The sequence below is a fragment of the Xanthomarina sp. genome, assembly GCF_035306605.1.
GTDB lineage: Bacteria > Bacteroidota > Bacteroidia > Flavobacteriales > Flavobacteriaceae > Xanthomarina.
On record NZ_DATGNR010000011.1, the window covers coordinates 1 to 16,427 of the forward strand.

Annotated in this window: 18 protein-coding genes; 6 read left to right on the forward strand and 12 right to left on the reverse strand. The window is 32.3% G+C overall.

Going from position 1 to position 16,427, the window contains the following annotated elements:
• Window positions 1-158: 158 nt before the first annotated feature.
• The 11 genes from VKY41_RS01620 to VKY41_RS01670 all read right to left on the reverse strand — a co-directional run bounded on the left by VKY41_RS01620 (window position 159) and on the right by VKY41_RS01670 (window position 11,549).
• The gene (locus tag VKY41_RS01620) at window positions 159-974 is read right to left on the reverse strand and encodes a prohibitin family protein (RefSeq protein ID WP_500812687.1); all 816 of its coding nucleotides are present in this window, start codon (window positions 972-974) and stop codon (window positions 159-161) included.
• 9 nt (window positions 975-983) lie between these two features.
• The gene (locus tag VKY41_RS01625; protein WP_500812688.1) at window positions 984-3,017 is read right to left on the reverse strand and encodes a VWA domain-containing protein; all 2,034 of its coding nucleotides are present in this window, start codon (window positions 3,015-3,017) and stop codon (window positions 984-986) included.
• 41 nt (window positions 3,018-3,058) lie between these two features.
• A complete protein-coding gene (gene fabG / locus VKY41_RS01630) occupies window positions 3,059-3,805 on the reverse strand; it encodes a 3-oxoacyl-[acyl-carrier-protein] reductase (RefSeq protein WP_500812689.1) in 747 nt (248 codons plus the stop codon).
• Window positions 3,806-4,074: 269 nt separating this feature from the next.
• Window positions 4,075-4,953, reverse strand: coding sequence for a succinate--CoA ligase subunit alpha (gene sucD, locus VKY41_RS01635; protein WP_500812690.1), 879 nt, complete (start codon window positions 4,951-4,953; stop codon window positions 4,075-4,077).
• Between the two features lie 69 nt (window positions 4,954-5,022).
• Entirely contained in the window at window positions 5,023-5,430 is a 408-nt protein-coding gene (locus VKY41_RS01640; RefSeq protein WP_500812691.1) for a nuclear transport factor 2 family protein, read from the reverse strand.
• Window positions 5,431-6,366: a UDP-3-O-(3-hydroxymyristoyl)glucosamine N-acyltransferase gene (locus VKY41_RS01645; protein WP_500812692.1), complete on the reverse strand. Its 936-nt coding sequence runs from the start codon at window positions 6,364-6,366 to the stop codon at window positions 5,431-5,433. It lies immediately after the preceding gene.
• Between the two features lie 61 nt (window positions 6,367-6,427).
• On the reverse strand, window positions 6,428-6,994 hold the full coding sequence (gene efp, locus VKY41_RS01650; protein WP_500812693.1) for an elongation factor P: 567 nt from the start codon (window positions 6,992-6,994) through the stop codon (window positions 6,428-6,430).
• A 64-nt stretch (window positions 6,995-7,058) separates the two neighbouring features.
• Complete coding sequence (gene lpxA, locus VKY41_RS01655; RefSeq protein WP_500812694.1) at window positions 7,059-7,844, reverse strand: acyl-ACP--UDP-N-acetylglucosamine O-acyltransferase; 786 nt, start codon at window positions 7,842-7,844, stop codon at window positions 7,059-7,061.
• Between the two features lie 26 nt (window positions 7,845-7,870).
• A complete protein-coding gene (locus VKY41_RS01660; RefSeq protein WP_500812695.1) occupies window positions 7,871-9,280 on the reverse strand; it encodes a bifunctional UDP-3-O-[3-hydroxymyristoyl] N-acetylglucosamine deacetylase/3-hydroxyacyl-ACP dehydratase in 1,410 nt (469 codons plus the stop codon).
• A complete protein-coding gene (gene lpxD / locus VKY41_RS01665) occupies window positions 9,267-10,295 on the reverse strand; it encodes a UDP-3-O-(3-hydroxymyristoyl)glucosamine N-acyltransferase (RefSeq protein WP_500812696.1) in 1,029 nt (342 codons plus the stop codon). The genes VKY41_RS01660 and lpxD overlap by 14 nt, the downstream gene beginning before the upstream one ends.
• Before the next feature lie 24 nt (window positions 10,296-10,319).
• Window positions 10,320-11,549 (reverse strand): HD domain-containing protein, encoded by a 1,230-nt coding sequence (locus VKY41_RS01670; protein WP_500812697.1) that lies wholly within the window; start codon window positions 11,547-11,549, stop codon window positions 10,320-10,322.
• 36 nt (window positions 11,550-11,585) lie between these two features.
• Between VKY41_RS01670 and porX the strand changes: the two genes are divergently transcribed.
• The 6 genes from porX (at window position 11,586) to VKY41_RS01700 (ending at window position 16,136) form a co-directional block, all read left to right on the forward strand.
• Window positions 11,586-13,139 (forward strand): T9SS response regulator signal transducer PorX, encoded by a 1,554-nt coding sequence (porX, locus tag VKY41_RS01675; RefSeq protein ID WP_500812698.1) that lies wholly within the window; start codon window positions 11,586-11,588, stop codon window positions 13,137-13,139.
• Between the two features lie 91 nt (window positions 13,140-13,230).
• Window positions 13,231-13,635: a tRNA (adenosine(37)-N6)-threonylcarbamoyltransferase complex ATPase subunit type 1 TsaE gene (gene tsaE / locus VKY41_RS01680; protein ID WP_500812699.1), complete on the forward strand. Its 405-nt coding sequence runs from the start codon at window positions 13,231-13,233 to the stop codon at window positions 13,633-13,635.
• Between the two features lie 186 nt (window positions 13,636-13,821).
• Entirely contained in the window at window positions 13,822-13,962 is a 141-nt protein-coding gene (locus VKY41_RS01685; RefSeq protein ID WP_500812700.1) for a hypothetical protein, read from the forward strand.
• Entirely contained in the window at window positions 13,925-14,449 is a 525-nt protein-coding gene (locus tag VKY41_RS01690) for a hypothetical protein (protein WP_500812701.1), read from the forward strand. The genes VKY41_RS01685 and VKY41_RS01690 overlap by 38 nt, the downstream gene beginning before the upstream one ends.
• Before the next feature lie 61 nt (window positions 14,450-14,510).
• The gene (locus VKY41_RS01695) at window positions 14,511-15,710 is read left to right on the forward strand and encodes an alanine dehydrogenase (protein WP_500812702.1); all 1,200 of its coding nucleotides are present in this window, start codon (window positions 14,511-14,513) and stop codon (window positions 15,708-15,710) included.
• A 54-nt stretch (window positions 15,711-15,764) separates the two neighbouring features.
• Window positions 15,765-16,136, forward strand: a complete 372-nt coding sequence (locus VKY41_RS01700) for a hypothetical protein (protein WP_500812703.1) — start codon at window positions 15,765-15,767, stop codon at window positions 16,134-16,136.
• A gap of 126 nt (window positions 16,137-16,262) precedes the next feature.
• Here the strand turns inward: VKY41_RS01700 and VKY41_RS01705 are convergent, their stop codons facing one another.
• Window positions 16,263-16,421, reverse strand: a complete 159-nt coding sequence (locus VKY41_RS01705) for a T9SS type A sorting domain-containing protein (RefSeq protein WP_500812704.1) — start codon at window positions 16,419-16,421, stop codon at window positions 16,263-16,265.
• Window positions 16,422-16,427: the final 6 nt, after the last annotated feature.

Here is a 16,427-nt window from a genome sequence, read left to right on the forward strand (position 1 = left end):
GGGTTTTTAAATATCTTGATTTTATTCAATACATTTTCAGCTCGCTTGAATGCCAGAATGAAAATGATGATGATGGAATTGAATAAAAGTCATGTTTCTTTTTTGTGAAAGCAAAGGTTGCAAATAAAAATTATTAAATCCAAATAAATTTATTTTTTTTATTGATTCCCTAGTATTAAAGGCATTCCAGAGTCTCCAGAACCAATAACAATTACTTTAGTATTAGGAGATTCAGATAATTTAACTGTTGCGTCTATACCTTTATCTTGTAAAATTTTGTCTGTAAGCGAAGCACTTAAAATTCTGTTTGATTCAGCTTTACCTTCAGCTTCAATAATTACTTTTTGCGCTTCTTTAGCAGCTGTAACAAGTCTAAATTCGTATTCTAACGATTCTTGCTCTTGTTTTAACTTGCGTTCAATAGCTTCCTTAATAGTTGATGGTAAGGTAACATCACGAACTAAAACTTCGTTTAACTGTATGTATTGATCTTCAACAATCTTTTTTGTTTCTTCAAATATTTCCTGTTGAATGGCGTCACGTTTGCTAGAATATAGTTGTTCTGGTGTATATCGTCCTACTACGCTTCTTGCTGCTGAACGAATGGCTGGTAGCAATACACGCTCTTTGTACATTTCACTTTTTTCTTGATGTAATTTCCCTAATTGAGAAAAATCTGGTTGAAACCAAATAGATGCCTCTAGTTTGATATCTAATCCATTTGATGATAATACGCTCATTCTCTCTAAGATTTCTTGCTGACGAACTTCGTAAACAAAAACTTTGTTCCAAGGTGCCACAATGTGAAACCCTTCTCCTAAAGGAGGTTTGTCTGTAACCACACCGTTATCAAAAGTTTTATATAAAACTCCTGCTTCACCAGACCCAATGGTTACGGCCGATTTAACAATTAGAATAAGTAATACTACAGCTACAATAATAGCTGGTAATGCAATTTTAGGTAATTTTTCCATGTATATTTTTTAAATTAATCCGTTATATTTTCTAATAAACCACTCTGCAGTTAAACTTAAAATTATTAATGCAAGTAGAAATTTCCAATCTACCAAAGGTACAACATTTTTATGGCTCTTTTGGATGGGTTTGTATCTTTCGTCTTTAAGTAGCTCATTCATCAAACCATTATAATTACTAACAAAATAGCTATTTCCATTACTTTCATGTGCCAGCTGTTGGAGCTTTTTAAAATCTGCATTTAAAAATTGTTGCTCTATGTTAAAATCTAAAATTTTAAAACTACCAGATTTCGAAATATTTTCGTTCGAGGCACTCACTGTAAAATTGTATTCGGAAGCAGGTAAATTGCTTAGATCCACTTGATAGTAATTGTTTTTTAATATAAATGGAAAGGTTTTTGGTTCTTTAGAAAACTTGTCAGTTAGCTGAATAGAAAGTGATTCTTTTGTTTCAAATTCATAATTCTTATTGAAGAACTGTGCTTTTATAATAACTCCAGAATTCCCTTCATAAAAAGAATTATAGTCCAAATTAAGTCGAGTTTTTCTTTCCGTAGATGCTAAATACTGCACGAGTTTACCTATAAAGTTGTCAAAATTATTGAAGGATTTGTCATTTAAATAACTGTGTGCCCGCCATTGCCAAATATTTTCACCTAATAAAACGGCTTCTCTCCTCCCGTTATATTCTAATGTGGCTAGCAAACTGCCTTCCGTTGTATAGTTACCAACTTTTTTATATAAAACGGTATTAAATGGAATTTTAAATTGAGCTTCACCAAAACTTGATTTTAATGGAGGAAAGGATTCAAAATCTAGGTCTTCAATTATAAAATCTGAAAACCCTGTATTTAAATCGGCTTGATAATCTTCAGTCTGATTTGTTATTTCATGGGTGAAATTTAAGTCCATACTATTTAAAAACCTCCAATTCGTTTGAGTACCAGAGATCAAGAAATAATTAGCGTTCGATTTTTTTAAATACTCAAAAACCTTATTAAAGTTATTGTTTGGCTGATACAACATAACCAGCTGAAAATCATTAATCTGATTTAAATATTGATTTGGTTTTAATATTTTTAACTGACGCTGTTCATTTGCTTCAACACTCTTTTTAATTGCTCCCAAATCTGGATGGATGATGTCGGAAACAAGAGCTACACGAGTCTTTTGATCGATAACTTCTACAGCAAATTCCTTGTTGTTATTTACCTTGTTTTTTTCGTTTTCCAGAGGTTCTATAACAGCTGTGTATGTTTGTACTCCAACCTGATTTGCTGGTAGATAAAAGTTTAAAATTTGCGAATTACTATTTTTAGAAAAACTTAGGTTTTGGGAAAATACTGTTGACTGTCCACTAGTCACTTTAAAAACTGAATTTACAGCCTCGTCACCATGATAAACTAAAATGACTTCTATTGGAAACTTATTCTTTAAATAAGCGTATTTATTTACATTTAACTGTTGGATTTTTAAATCGGAATAAATGGTTGAATCTCCTAGAATAACTGAATAAATTGGTTGTTTGTATTTTGTTGCCGAATACATGTAATCACCCCCCATAGTTTGGTTCCCATCGGAAAGTAAAATAGTTGGAGAAACGGTTTGTTTATAAATTTGATTTAACTCGTCAAATACTTTGTCTAAATGGGTTTGATTTTCTGTAAAATTAAAAGAATCGGATAGTTTTACTTGATTTCCGAAAGTATAGGTTTGGACATTAAACTTTTTATTAATTTCTGTATTCGCTTTTAGCTCGTTTACAAAATTTAAAGCCAATTGCTCTTGTTTTAAATAGCTAATCGAACTAGAATTGTCTACAGCAAGTACCAAGTTTGGTTTTTCAATATAAACACTATCACTTTCAAACTTAGGATTTATAAGTAATAGTAATAAAGAGAAAACAGATATAAACCTTAAGCCGGTTAAGATTATATCTGTTTTCGCAAACTGTTTTACTTTATATTTATACTGAAAAAGCGCTATAAATAGCGCTATGATTCCAGATATAAAAATATATAAAATTGTTTCTGTCTGCATTTAAAAACTTAGGTAATTGCTTTTTGTTGAATGATTCAATATTAGGTTAACATTCCTCCGTCTACGTGGATTGTTTGACCTGTAATGTACGCGCTCATGTCACTAGCTAAAAACACACAAACATTAGCAATATCTTCTGGAGTTCCTCCTCTTTTTAAAGGAATAGCATCTCTCCAGCCTTTTACGGTAGCTTCATCTAATTTAGCTGTCATTTCAGTTTCTATAAAGCCAGGAGCAATAACATTACTTCTAATGTTTCTTGATCCTAATTCCAGAGCAACAGATTTAGAAAACCCGATAATACCTGCTTTAGAAGCTGCATAGTTAGTTTGTCCCGCATTTCCTTTTACACCAACCACAGAACTCATATTAATTATAGACCCACTGCGTTGTTTTAACATGGTACGTTGAACAGCTTTAGTCATATTAAAAACTGATTTCAAGTTTACTTCAATAACGGTATCAAAGTCTTCTTCTGTAATACGTAGTAATAAATTATCTTTAGTAATTCCGGCATTATTAACCAAAATATCAATGGTTCCGAATTCCTTAACTACGTTATCTACTAATTCTTGAGCTTCATTAAAATTAGCTGCATTACTTTTATAACCTTTCGCTTTAACTCCTAAGGTATTTAGTTCGTTTTCAAGTTCGTTAGCAGCTTCTACAGAAGAACTGTAGGTAAAAGCTACGTTGGCACCCTGTTGAGCAAAAACCTGTGCAATACCTCTACCTATTCCACGACTTGCTCCAGTAATTAGGGCTGTTTTTCCTTTTAATAATGTCATTTAAATATATATTTTATGATGTTGGTTTACTATATCAAAGATAAACTTTTTGTGTAAAGTAAATCCTATAAACATCGAAGATAAATAATAAAACACGTAATATACCCATCGAAGAAGGAGTTTTACAGGGATAAATTTCTTTAACTAGAACTCGTGTAATTTTTAGAAAAGTTGGTTTGCTTTATTCGTTTAATTATCAAGAACCTATAAATTTAGCAAAAAAAAAGGCTATCTAAATTTAGATAGCCTTTTTATGTATTTGAATTTGATTATTTTTTAGCTAATACTTCAGCTACTTTTTTACCAATTTCTGCAGGAGAATCTACAACGTGAATTCCACATTCTCTCATGATTTTCTTTTTAGCTTGTGCTGTGTCATCACTTCCACCTACAATAGCTCCAGCGTGTCCCATTGTACGACCTGCAGGTGCAGTTTCACCAGCAATAAAACCAATAACCGGTTTTTTAGATCCACTAGCTTTATACCAATTAGCAGCATCAGCCTCTAATTGTCCACCAATTTCACCAATCATTACTACTGCTTCAGTTTCAGGATCGTTAATCAATAATTCTACAGCTTCTTTAGTTGTTGTTCCAATAATTGGGTCTCCACCAATACCAATAGCTGTTGTGATTCCTAAACCTTGTTTTACAACTTGGTCAGCAGCCTCATAAGTTAAAGTACCTGATTTAGAAACAATACCTACAGTTCCTTTTTTGAATACGAAACCTGGCATGATACCTACCTTAGCTTCACCTGGAGTAATAATTCCTGGACAGTTAGGACCAATTAATCTACAATCTCTATTTTTAATGTAGTCTGCAGCTTTAATCATATCGCCAACAGGAATACCTTCTGTAATGGTAATAATAACCTTAATACCAGCATCAGCAGCTTCCATAATAGCATCTGCAGCAAAAGCTGGCGGTACAAAAATTATGGTTGTATCCGCTCCGGCTTGATCAACAGCTTCTTTAACTGTATTAAAAACTGGTCGGTCTAAATGTTTTTGTCCACCTTTTCCTGGAGTTACACCACCAACAACATTAGTTCCATACTCGATCATTTGACCTGCATGAAATGTTCCTTCGCTTCCTGTAAATCCTTGTACTATTATTTTCGAATCTTTATTAACTAAAACGCTCATTATTGTTTAATTTTTTATGTTTTTAAAACGTTGCAAAAGTAAGTTTTTAACTGCTATTTATGAAGTATTTTATACTTTAATTTCTGAAAAAGAATTCAATTGAATGGCTTTCTCATCCGCCAGCTGGCTTATTTGATATCCTTTGTATAGTTTCCCATCTTTTATTTGCCAAATAGTGATGTAATGTGCTAGTGCAATTTCTTCATCGTCGTTCTCTATGGTCTTCCCATAAGCTGTATATCTAGAGGTCACATGGTCTGCTTCTTCTAACAAGTGACTTATTTCGTATCTAATGGTTAAATAATTTTCTCTAATGTTTTTAAAAAAACATGAAATATCTTCAAATTTAGAAACTTTAAACCCTTTACTACTATTCCAATGTAATTCGCAGTCTTCATGATAAAATTGCTCTACGAATTCTTTATTGGCAATAATGTCGGTAGTATATAACTTTTTTAATATTTCTTTGGAGCTCATTTATTTATTATTTAACTGTTTTAATATTTCTGGAATTTTCTTTATGTAGGCCATTTCTTTAAACTTGTCACGAGCTTCCTCAGCAGGTGAGCCAAAATAGGTTTTATTATTTTCTGTTGAATGACCAAGACCGGACTGTGCATAAATTACTGTTCCTTTGGCAATAGTAATTCCACTTTTAACTCCAACCTGTCCCCAAAGAGTTACTTCATCTTCTACTACTACACAACCTGCAATTCCTGTTTGCGATGCAATTAGGCATTTTTTACCAATAATTGTATCATGACCCACTTGAATTTGATTGTCTAATTTAGATCCTTCACCAATAGTTGTGTCTCCTGTAACTCCTCTATCAATCGTACATAAGGCGCCTATATCAACGTAGTCCTTTATTATTACTCTTCCTCCAGATTTTAATTGGTCAAAACCTTCTGGTCTGTTTTTATAATAAAAAGCACTTGCTCCTAATATTGTACCTGCATGAATGTTAACATGGTTTCCTATTATTGTATCATCGTAAATGCTAACATTGGAATGTATTACACAGTTATCTCCAATAACCACATTATTACCTATAAAACAATTCGGTTGAATGATGGTGTTTTTTCCAATTTTAGCTGAAGGTGAAATAGCTACATTCGATGCTGCAAAAGGTTTGAAGTGTTGCGTCAGTTTATTGAAGTCTCTAAAAGGGTCGTCACTTATTAAAAGTGCTTTTCCGCTTGGACATGGTACTTCTTTATTAATTAAAACAATGGTTGCGGCCGATTCAAGAGCTTTATTGTAATATTTTGGATGATCGACAAAAACTATATCTCCAGGTTCTACTACGTGGATTTCGTTCATCCCTAAAACCGGAAAATTTTCATCACCAATAAATTGACAATCAATTATTTCTGAAATTTGTTTTAAAGTATGTGATTTAGGAAACTTCATATATTCAGGTTTAAGTCATAATATCCAATTTTCATTGCATACTAAACTAATAAATTGAGTTTTACTCTTTAACTCTTTCTTTATAAGTTCCCTTTTCTGTTTCAATTTTAATCTTGTCGCCTTCATTTATAAATAAAGGCACGTTTACTTCAGCGCCAGTTTCAACAGTTGCTGGTTTGGTAGCATTTGTTGCTGTATTTCCTTTTACTCCTGGTTCTGTATGAGTTACTTCTAAAATAACATTCGCAGGCATATCTACTGAAAGAGGCATGTTATCTTCTGAATTGATAAGTACCGTAACTACTTCTCCTTCTTTCAATAAGTCGGGTCTATCCAAAGCTGCTTCTAATAAACGAATTTGAGAATAATCCTCTGTATTCATAAAGTGGTAAAACTCACCATCGTTATATAAAAACTGAAACTTGTGTGTTTCTACTCGTACATCGTCCAATTTATGACCTGCAGAAAAGGTGTTTTCTAAAACTTTTCCACTAGTAACGCTTTTCATTTTAGTTCTAACAAATGCTGGACCTTTTCCTGGTTTTACGTGTAAAAACTCAATTATTTTATAAATATCATTATTGTATCTAATGCACAATCCGTTTCTTATATCGCTTGTTGTTGCCATTGTTTTATTTGCTTATCTGTTATTAGGTTGAGTATTGTATTTTTCAGTGCTGAAAGCTAATAATTTAATTTGACTTAAAGTATCCTTTCATAATACCGCGGTGTGAATTTCTGATAAACTGGAGTATTTCATCTCTTTCTGGAGTAGCTTCCATTTCAGCTTCAATAATTTCAGCAGCTTGGGTATTGTTGTAGTTTTTTTGATAAAGGATTCTGTATATATCCTGAATTTCTCTAATTTTTTCTGTAGTAAAGCCACGTCTTCTTAATCCTACGGAATTTATCCCTACATAAGATAAAGGTTCGCGGGCAGCTTTTACAAATGGAGGAACATCTTTTCTTACTAAAGATCCACCTGTTACAAACGCATGGTTTCCTATAGAACAAAACTGATGAACTGCGGTCATTCCTGCTAATATCACATAATCACCTACCAAAATATGACCAGCTAGCGTACTATTATTAGAAAATATACAGTTGTTTCCAACGATGCAATCATGAGCAATGTGGCAATAGGCCATAATTAGACAATTATCACCTATAACGGTTTTCATTTTATCTGTAGTGCCTCTATTTATTGTAACACATTCTCTTATGGTAACATTATCTCCAATAATGGTTAGGGTATCCTCGTCGTTATATTTTAAATCTTGTGGTACGGCAGAAATTACAGCTCCAGGAAAAATATTGCAATTTTTCCCAATTCTAGCTCCTTCCATAATAGTTACATTACTTCCTATCCATGTACCTTCCCCTATAACCACATTATTATGTATGGTGGTAAATGGGTCAATTACTACATTCTTAGCTATTTTGGCTCCTGGATGTACGTAAGCGAGTGGTTGATTCATTTTTATATTAAGTTTAATTACTTACTTTAATTTTTAACTTTAGCTATTTGAGCCATTAATTCTGCTTCCGCACATAATTTTCCATTAGCATACGCATAGCCTTGCATGTGACAAATACCACGTCGTATTGGTGAAATTAAATCACATTTAAATATCAGCGTATCTCCAGGAACTACTTTTTGTTTAAATTTTACTTTATCTATTTTCATGAAGAATGTTAGATAGTTTTCTGGGTCTGGGACTGTGCTTAAAACTAGAATACCTCCAGTTTGAGCCATGGCTTCAACTATTAGTACTCCAGGCATTACCGGAGCACCAGGAAAATGGCCTGCGAAAAAAGGCTCATTCATGGTTACGTTTTTCATTCCAATAACTCCAGAGTTAGTAAGTTCGAATATTTTGTCAATCAATAAAAATGGTTGTCTGTGTGGCAGCATTTCCATAATTTGATTGACATCCATTAATGGTTCTTGATTTAAATCAATTTTCGGAACGTTATTACGTCTTTCATTTTTAATGAGTTTCGACATTTTCTTTGCAAACTGCGTGTTTACAAAATGTCCAGGCTTGTTAGCTATAACTTTACCTCTTAATCTGATGCCAATAAGCGCTAAATCTCCTATGACATCTAATAGTTTATGTCTAGCCGCTTCGTTTGGATGATGAAGAGTTAAGTTATCTAAAATCCCATTTGGTTTTACAGAAATGTCTTCCTTATTAAAAGCTACTTTAAGTTTTTCAATGGTTTTAGGTGAAATTTCTTTGTCCACATAAACTATGGCATTATTTAAATCTCCACCTTTTATAAGTCCATGCTCTAATAAAGCTTCTAGTTCGTGTAAAAAACTAAAGGTTCTGGAGTCGGCTATTTCTTCTTTAAAGTCTGAAACATGTTTTAAAGTTGCATTTTGCGTCCCTAAAACTTTTGTACCAAAATCTACCATAGTGGTAACTTGATACTCGTTTGAAGGCATAATTAATATTTCACTTCCAGTTTCTTCATCTGTATAGGAAATAACATCGCTTACTACATATTCTTCTCTAAAACCGTCCTGCTCTACGATTCCTGCTTTCTCCAAAGCTTCTACAAAATATTTAGAAGATCCGTCCATGATTGGAGGTTCTGAAGCATTTAGCTCAATAATTACATTGTCTAGATCCAGACCAACCAAAGCAGCTAAAACATGCTCTGAGGTTTGAATGATTACCCCATTTTTTTCTAAACAAGTACCACGCTGTGTATTAGATACATAATTGGCATCAGCCTCAATTAAAGGTGTTCCTTCTAAATCAATACGTTTAAAAGAAAATCCTGAATTAACAGGACCAGGTTTAAAAGTTAAAGTAACATCCTTTCCTGTATGTAAACCAACACCAACTAAAGAAACTGCATCTTTAATGGTTTTTTGCTTGACTTCAGTGTTAATTATTGCCATCTACTTTTTTTTCTAAATCGGTTAAACTTTTTACAATTTTAGGTAAATTCTTAAAATGAACATAAGACTTATTCCAGTCGTTATAATTAAACGATGGAGAGCCTTGTAAAATTTCATTGTCCTTAATATTCTTCCCTATACCAGACTGAGCCTGGATTTTTACATTATTTCCTATACTTAAATGTCCTGCAAATCCAACCTGTCCTCCTATTATGCAATTTTTGCCAATTTTAGTGGAACCAGCTATACCTGTTTGAGCAGCAATAACAGTATTTACTCCTATTTCAACATTATGTGCAATTTGAATTTGATTATCCAGCTTCACTCCTTTTCTAATAATTGTAGAGCCTAAGGTAGCTCTATCTATAGTAGTTCCGGCACCAATATCTACAAAGTCTTCTATAATCACATTACCGGTTTGAGGTACTTTACTGTATTCACCTTTTTCATTTGGAACAAATCCAAAACCATCTGCTCCTAAAATTACCCCAGAATTCAATACGCAATTAGCGCCTATAATTGTTTCGGAATAAATTTTAACTCCGGAAAAAATAATAGTATTATCACCAATAACTACATTATCTCCTATATAGGTATTTGGAAATATCTTTACATTTTCTCCTATTTTAACTTTTTCACCTATATATGAAAAAGCCCCTATATAGATATTAGAGCCGTAAGTGGCTGTTTCAGAAATAAACGAAGGATCTTCAATTCCCTGTTTATTTAATTTGACCATATTATAGTATTCCAAAAGTTTAGAAAACGACTTATAGGCATCATCTACTTTTATAAGAGTTGTTTCTAATTCGTTTTCTGGCTCAAAAGATTTATTAACTATGGTAATAGATGCTTTTGTAGAATATATATATGATTGGTATTTAGGATTTGCAAGAAAGGTTAAAGAACCTTCTGTTCCTTCTTCTATCTTGGAAAGTTTAGAAACTTCAACATCGGGATTACCCACAATGTCGCCTTCTAATATTCCTGCTATTTGTTGTGCTGTAAATTTCATTCCGACAAAAATAGGAAAAAAGTGCTAAAGTTTTTCTTTAGGGTAACAGATATAATATTTTCTAACTGTTTTCGAGAGTGCTTTTAAGTTTAATTGGTCTGTAGCCTTAATTATATCCTGAACTTTCCCGTTTTTATACAGAATATTTATTTGTTGGTTTTTTGTTTGATATGCTTGATTAGACACCTCTCCTGTAAACACAAAATAACTTGCCTCCTTTTCCGTAATACTATATTTATCCTTTAATTTTAAAATATGACTTTTAAGTTTCTGGGGTTTTATTTCCTTATTTTTCAATTTTACTTTTAGTAAATCTCTATTGAGAAGCATTTCACATAAATTTCTTAAAACAAAATCTTCATGATATTGCCATTCTTTCATAGCCGCAACAATATCATAATCGTCCAGCTTTGCAAATGTATTTAAGGTTTCTGTGTCGAAATTCTTTAAATTAATTTCTTTTGTTAAAAAATATTGGAGTGCTTTACTTGCTTGCAAAACTTCGCCTTGACTGGATAACTCCTTAGCACGTTTTAGAACTCGTATTAACAGCTGTTCCGCAGCCACGCCTGTTTTGTGTAAATAAACTTGCCAATACATGAGTCTTCTGGCCATCAAAAACTTTTCTACACTGTAAATACCTTTCTCTTCAACCACCAATTTATTATCAACCACATTAAGCATGGCAATTAAGCGTTGACTGTTAATATTTCCTTCGGCAACTCCAGTATAAAAACTATCTCGTTTTAAATAATCTGCTCGATCCATATCTAATTGGCCAGAAATAAGCTGGCATAAGAAATCTCTTGGGTACTCGCCTTTAAATATTTGGATAGCTAGCGTTAAACTTAAGTTAAACTCCTTATTTAGCTGCTCCATAAAAAGCAAGGATATTTGTTCATGAGAAACACCACTAACAATGCTATGCTCCATGGCATGCGAAAATGGTCCGTGTCCAATATCGTGCAATAAAATAGCAATATATAGTGCTTGTTCTTCTTCTTCAGAAACACTAACTCCTTTGAAACGCAAGACATTAACCGCTTTTTGCATTAAATGCATACAACCAAGTGCATGATGAAACCTAGTATGATGAGCCCCAGGGTAAACCATGTACGACATGCCCATTTGTGAAATTCTTCGAAGTCGTTGAAAGTATTTATGTTCAATTAAATCGAAAATTAACGAATTAGGTATCGTAATAAAACCGTAAATTGGGTCGTTAAATATTTTGAGTTTGTTTTGCACAATCAAGCTTAATCTTTTACGTTAATATTGAAACAAATATACATGAACCATATAAATATTCTTTGGGTTGACGATGAAATTGATTTATTAAAACCCCATATACTTTTTTTAGAAAAGAAAAATTATTCAGTAACTACCTGTCAAAGCGGAATGGAAGCTTTGGAAATTTTGGAGGAGAAAAATTTTGACATTGTATTTCTAGACGAAAACATGCCTGGATTAACAGGTCTTGAAACTTTAAATGAAATTAAAGAAAAACGAGATACACTACCCGTAGTCATGATTACCAAGAGTGAAGAGGAATACATCATGGAAGAAGCTATAGGAAATAAAATAGCTGACTATTTAATAAAACCGGTTAATCCAAATCAGATTTTATTGAGTTTGAAGAAAAATTTAGACCATTCTAGATTAGTTTCAGAAAAAACCACTTCAAATTACCAACAAGAGTTTCGAAAAATTGCTATGGATTTAAGTATGGTAAACTCCTACGAAGAATGGGTTAATTTATATCAAAAGCTTATTTATTGGGAAATTCAATTGGAAAACATAGAAGATCCTGGAATGTTTGAAATCCTAGAATCTCAAAAAAACGAGGCAAACACGCAATTCGGAAAATTTATTGATAAAAACTATCCTAAATGGTTCGAGCCACATACCGAAGCACCCACATTATCTCATACTTTATTTAAAAGCAAAGTTATTCCTGAAATCAGTAAAGAACAGCCTACCCTTTTGGTAGTTATAGATAATTTAAGGTACGACCAATGGAAGGCTTTTGAACCAACAGTAAACAACTATTATAAAAAAGTATCGGAGTCTCCGTATTATAGTATTTTGCCTTCTGCCACTCAATATGCAAGAAATGCCATTTTCTCTGGGTTAATGCCTGTAGACATGGAAAAACTGCATCCAAACCTTTGGAAAAACGATACAGATGAAGGAGGTAAAAATCTTTACGAAAAAGAATTTCTTGAAGCTCAACTAAAGCGTTTAGGTCTATCCCATCTAAAAATGGAATATCATAAAATTACCAATTTAAAGACTGGTAAAAAATTGGTTGAAAATTTTAAGACACAAAAAGAAAACGACTTAACCGTTGTGGTTTACAATTTTGTGGATATGCTATCTCATTCTAAAACGGAAATGGAAGTTGTAAAAGAATTAGCTTCTAATGACAAAGCTTATCGTTCTTTAACACAAAGTTGGTTTAAAAACTCACCTTTATTGGAAATGATTCAGCAAGCCCAACAATTAGGTTTTAAATTGATATTAACTACAGATCATGGAACCATTAATGTTAAAAATCCATCGAAAGTTATTGGTGACAAAGACACTAGTTTAAATTTAAGATATAAAACCGGTAGAAGTTTAACCTATGAAGATAAGGACGTTCTAGTTGCTAAAGATCCGAAAACCATTCATTTACCTTCTTTAAACATGAGCAGTTCGTTTATTTTTGCTAAAAGCGACTTGTTTTTTGCTTATCCAAATAACTTTAACCATTATGTAAGTTATTATAGAAATACTTATCAGCATGGAGGTGTGTCTTTAGAAGAAATGATTATTCCATTTGTTGTCCTTAATCCTAAATAAAGCCGTGTAATGCACAAAAATCGGACGAACAAGCAATTAATTGCTTAATTAAATTTATTATATTTATTTTTGCGTTAAAATTTGAACAGCCTTGAATATCAATTATAGTTTAAATGATCTCGATCAGGTTGTCGAGGAGCTTATAAAAAATTTGAAAGGGAAAACCATCTTATTATATGGAGAGATGGGCACTGGTAAAACCACCCTTGTAAAATCTTTAGTTAAAGCCTTGGGAAGTTGTGATGAAGTTAGTAGTCCTACTTATTCCATAGTCAATGAATATGAATTGGCCAACGATAAAATTTATCACTTTGATTTATACCGAATAAAGGATATTGATGAAGCTTATAATTTTGGTTTCGAAGACTATTTAGATTCTAAGCATTGGTTGATTATTGAATGGCCAGAATTAATTGAGGAATTAATAACAGAGGACGTTAATAAAGTCCTTATAGAATTAAACGATAATAATACTAGAAATTTGATTTTAAAATAAATTAAAATTGAGCAAGTAAACTGTTAAATAGCAATTAAATTATATTGTATAGTTTAAAAATTACGGGAAAACCTTAATTGAAAATTAAAAAAAAGTGCTTTTTAACATAACTTTAACATTCTGAGTTAAAAACGAGATACGTTCTTAGTTACATTTGAGGAATTAATTAATTAAATCCCTTAAATTATGAAAACTAAAAAGTATGTAATTGCAATTGCAATTTTCTGTGGAATGTTGTTTACAGCTCAAGCAACAAATTTTTTCCAAGTTAACGATGAAGCCCCACAAATTGAAAAAAACAGAATTAAAGTACCAAGACACGTTTAATAAAAAGGAGTTACTATATGGTAGTATCATTGCTACTTTTATAGCTATATCTCCGTTTCTTTTTAATTTGTATCAAAGTGTTCCAGACATCAAAGTATGGAACACTTTGTTATTTACATACGATAGTAACTATTTTGAAAGTGTTTACGTAGTTGCCTGGACCTTAGCCGGCAAACTTATTCCTTTAATGTTAATGTTTATTTGGTTTTTTACTTGTAAACATTGGTGGTATCATACCATTCTTGTTCCTATTGCCATGTTTATTTATCAAGCAATACAGACCATTAACAGCGATCTTTCATGGGTAGATAAAAATTTAATACTATATATGTTACCTATTATGGCCATTGTTATACCTTCTATATATTTAATACGAGCCAAAATGTTTCATAGAATAAATACCACCAATAAATCTATGGAAGAATTAGAAGCTGAATTTATGTTAAGGCCGAAAGGTTTTTGGGAAAAATTAAAGCAGTATTTTTAAAATAGCTATAAAACATTCAAAAATTTATTCGTAATTTGAGTTCTAATATAATATGGAACTTATGTCTAAAGCTTTATCTCCATTTACCAAGCAACAATTACTTCCTCAAGAAGAAAAACTAGAAATATTTAGTCGTAAGGGCAATCTGTTTATTGGTATACCTAAAGAAACGGCATATCAGGAAAAACGTGTTTGTTTAACACCAGATGCCGTTTCAGCCTTAGTCAGTAATGGTCATCGCGTATTATTGGAATCTGGAGCGGGAATTGGAGCTCATTTTACAGATAAGGAATACAGTGAAGCAGGTGCAGAAATAACTAAAGACACCGCAAAGGTATATGCCTGTCCAATGATATTGAAAGTAGAACCTCCTACTTTAGAGCAAATAAAGCTTATTAATCCACAAACCATATTAATTTCTGCAGTTCAGTTAAAAACCCAAACCAAAAAATATTTTGAAGCCTTAGCAGCTAAACGCATTACCGCCTTAGCTTTCGAATTTATTCGAGATGAAACGGGAGCATATCCAGCTGTACGCTCGTTAAGTGAAATTGCAGGAACAGCTGCCGTGTTAATTGCCTCTGAATTACTAAGTAATGTTAACAATGGAAATGGTTTGATGTTTGGTAATGTATGCGGGGTCCCTCCCATTGAGGTAGTTATTTTAGGAGCAGGAACGGTAGGTGAATTTGCTGCTAGAAGCGCTATTGGACTTGGCGCTAATGTAAAAATATTTGACAATTCCATAACAAAATTAAGACGTATTCAAGTTAACTTAGGCAAAACACTCTTTACCTCTACCCTTCAGCCAAAAAACCTAAGCAAGGCATTAAAACGCTGCGATGTAGTTATAGCTGCTGTAAGAGGTAAAAACAGATCTCCAATTATAGTTACAGATTCTATGGTTGCCAATATGAAAAATGGCTCAATAGTCATTGATGTAAGTATCGACATGGGAGGTTGTTTTGAAACTAGTGAGGTTACTTCTCATAAAACTCCAACGTTTACTAAACATGGGGTTATACATTATTGTGTTCCAAATATTCCTGCACGTTACTCTAGAACTGCCTCTATATCAATTAGTAATATTTTTACACCTTATCTTTTGAAAATTGCTGAAGATGGCGGATTGGAAAATTCTTTACGATTTGATAGGGGTTTAAAAAATGGGTTGTATTTTTACCATGGAATTTTAACCAGTAAACCGGTTGGAGAGTGGTTTGATTTAAAACATAGCGACATTAATTTGCTTATTTTTTAATTTCATCTGCCATAGAAAACCGGACATCAATTCCAGGAAAACTATTAAATAAAAATGAAATTACTACATCGAATTGGCTATTATCTTGGAGGTTTCTCTATAGGTTTGGTCCTACTAGCTTTTTTTTTAAACGGTAAAAAAGTGTCTTGTGATTACGGTCCAGAAGCTCGTGTTTTAAAAAATATTAATTTAAAAGACATCGTATTTTCAGAGAACATTGAAAGCGCTATTTTAAATAAAAAAATAGATTCTATTGAAGTTAGAGAGCTTTTAAAGTTTGGGGATGTTAATTTCTCTAAAAGTGAAACTCGTAAAGAACCTTGTGGAATTTATGCTGTTGAAGGTAAAATTAATAAAATAGAAGTTGTTTTAACTGTAGAGAACTGCGATAGTATCGCCACTATACAGGATATTAATTGGCCTTAACTAACTTTTAAAAAATTGAAAAGTTAAAAATATTTACGTCCACATCATCCCGATTTATCTACTAACAATTAATAAAAAAAGCCTGAAACTGTAGTTTCAGGCTTTTAAAATTATAACAAATTTAATCTAGTTTAAAACAACTCGTTTTGTAATAGACCCACTTTGATCAGTACGGAATGTTAACAAATATACACCTGTTGGTAAAGTTGATAAATTCAAACTTTTCTCGTTAGAGTTCATTTCTTCTTTTCTAATAAGTCTTCCGAGCATATCGTGAACTTCAATCGCTTT

What these genes read in the sequence shown, in the direction of transcription:
- VKY41_RS01620 (WP_500812687.1), bottom strand. Translation starts at nt 974, where the DNA reads ATGGAAAAATTACCTAAAATTGCATTACCAGCTATTATTGTAGCTGTA.
- VKY41_RS01625 (WP_500812688.1), bottom strand. Translation starts at nt 3,017, where the DNA reads ATGCAGACAGAAACAATTTTATATATTTTTATATCTGGAATCATAGCG.
- fabG (WP_500812689.1), bottom strand. Translation starts at nt 3,805, where the DNA reads ATGACATTATTAAAAGGAAAAACAGCCCTAATTACTGGAGCAAGTCGT.
- sucD (WP_500812690.1), bottom strand. Translation starts at nt 4,953, where the DNA reads ATGAGCGTTTTAGTTAATAAAGATTCGAAAATAATAGTACAAGGATTT.
- VKY41_RS01640 (WP_500812691.1), bottom strand. Translation starts at nt 5,430, where the DNA reads ATGAGCTCCAAAGAAATATTAAAAAAGTTATATACTACCGACATTATT.
- VKY41_RS01645 (WP_500812692.1), bottom strand. Translation starts at nt 6,366, where the DNA reads ATGAAGTTTCCTAAATCACATACTTTAAAACAAATTTCAGAAATAATT.
- efp (WP_500812693.1), bottom strand. Translation starts at nt 6,994, where the DNA reads ATGGCAACAACAAGCGATATAAGAAACGGATTGTGCATTAGATACAAT.
- lpxA (WP_500812694.1), bottom strand. Translation starts at nt 7,844, where the DNA reads ATGAATCAACCACTCGCTTACGTACATCCAGGAGCCAAAATAGCTAAG.
- VKY41_RS01660 (WP_500812695.1), bottom strand. Translation starts at nt 9,280, where the DNA reads ATGGCAATAATTAACACTGAAGTCAAGCAAAAAACCATTAAAGATGCA.
- lpxD (WP_500812696.1), bottom strand. Translation starts at nt 10,295, where the DNA reads ATGAAATTTACAGCACAACAAATAGCAGGAATATTAGAAGGCGACATT.
- porX (WP_500812698.1), top strand. Translation starts at nt 11,586, where the DNA reads ATGAACCATATAAATATTCTTTGGGTTGACGATGAAATTGATTTATTA.
- VKY41_RS01685 (WP_500812700.1), top strand. Translation starts at nt 13,822, where the DNA reads ATGAAAACTAAAAAGTATGTAATTGCAATTGCAATTTTCTGTGGAATG.
- VKY41_RS01695 (WP_500812702.1), top strand. Translation starts at nt 14,511, where the DNA reads ATGTCTAAAGCTTTATCTCCATTTACCAAGCAACAATTACTTCCTCAA.
- VKY41_RS01700 (WP_500812703.1), top strand. Translation starts at nt 15,765, where the DNA reads ATGAAATTACTACATCGAATTGGCTATTATCTTGGAGGTTTCTCTATA.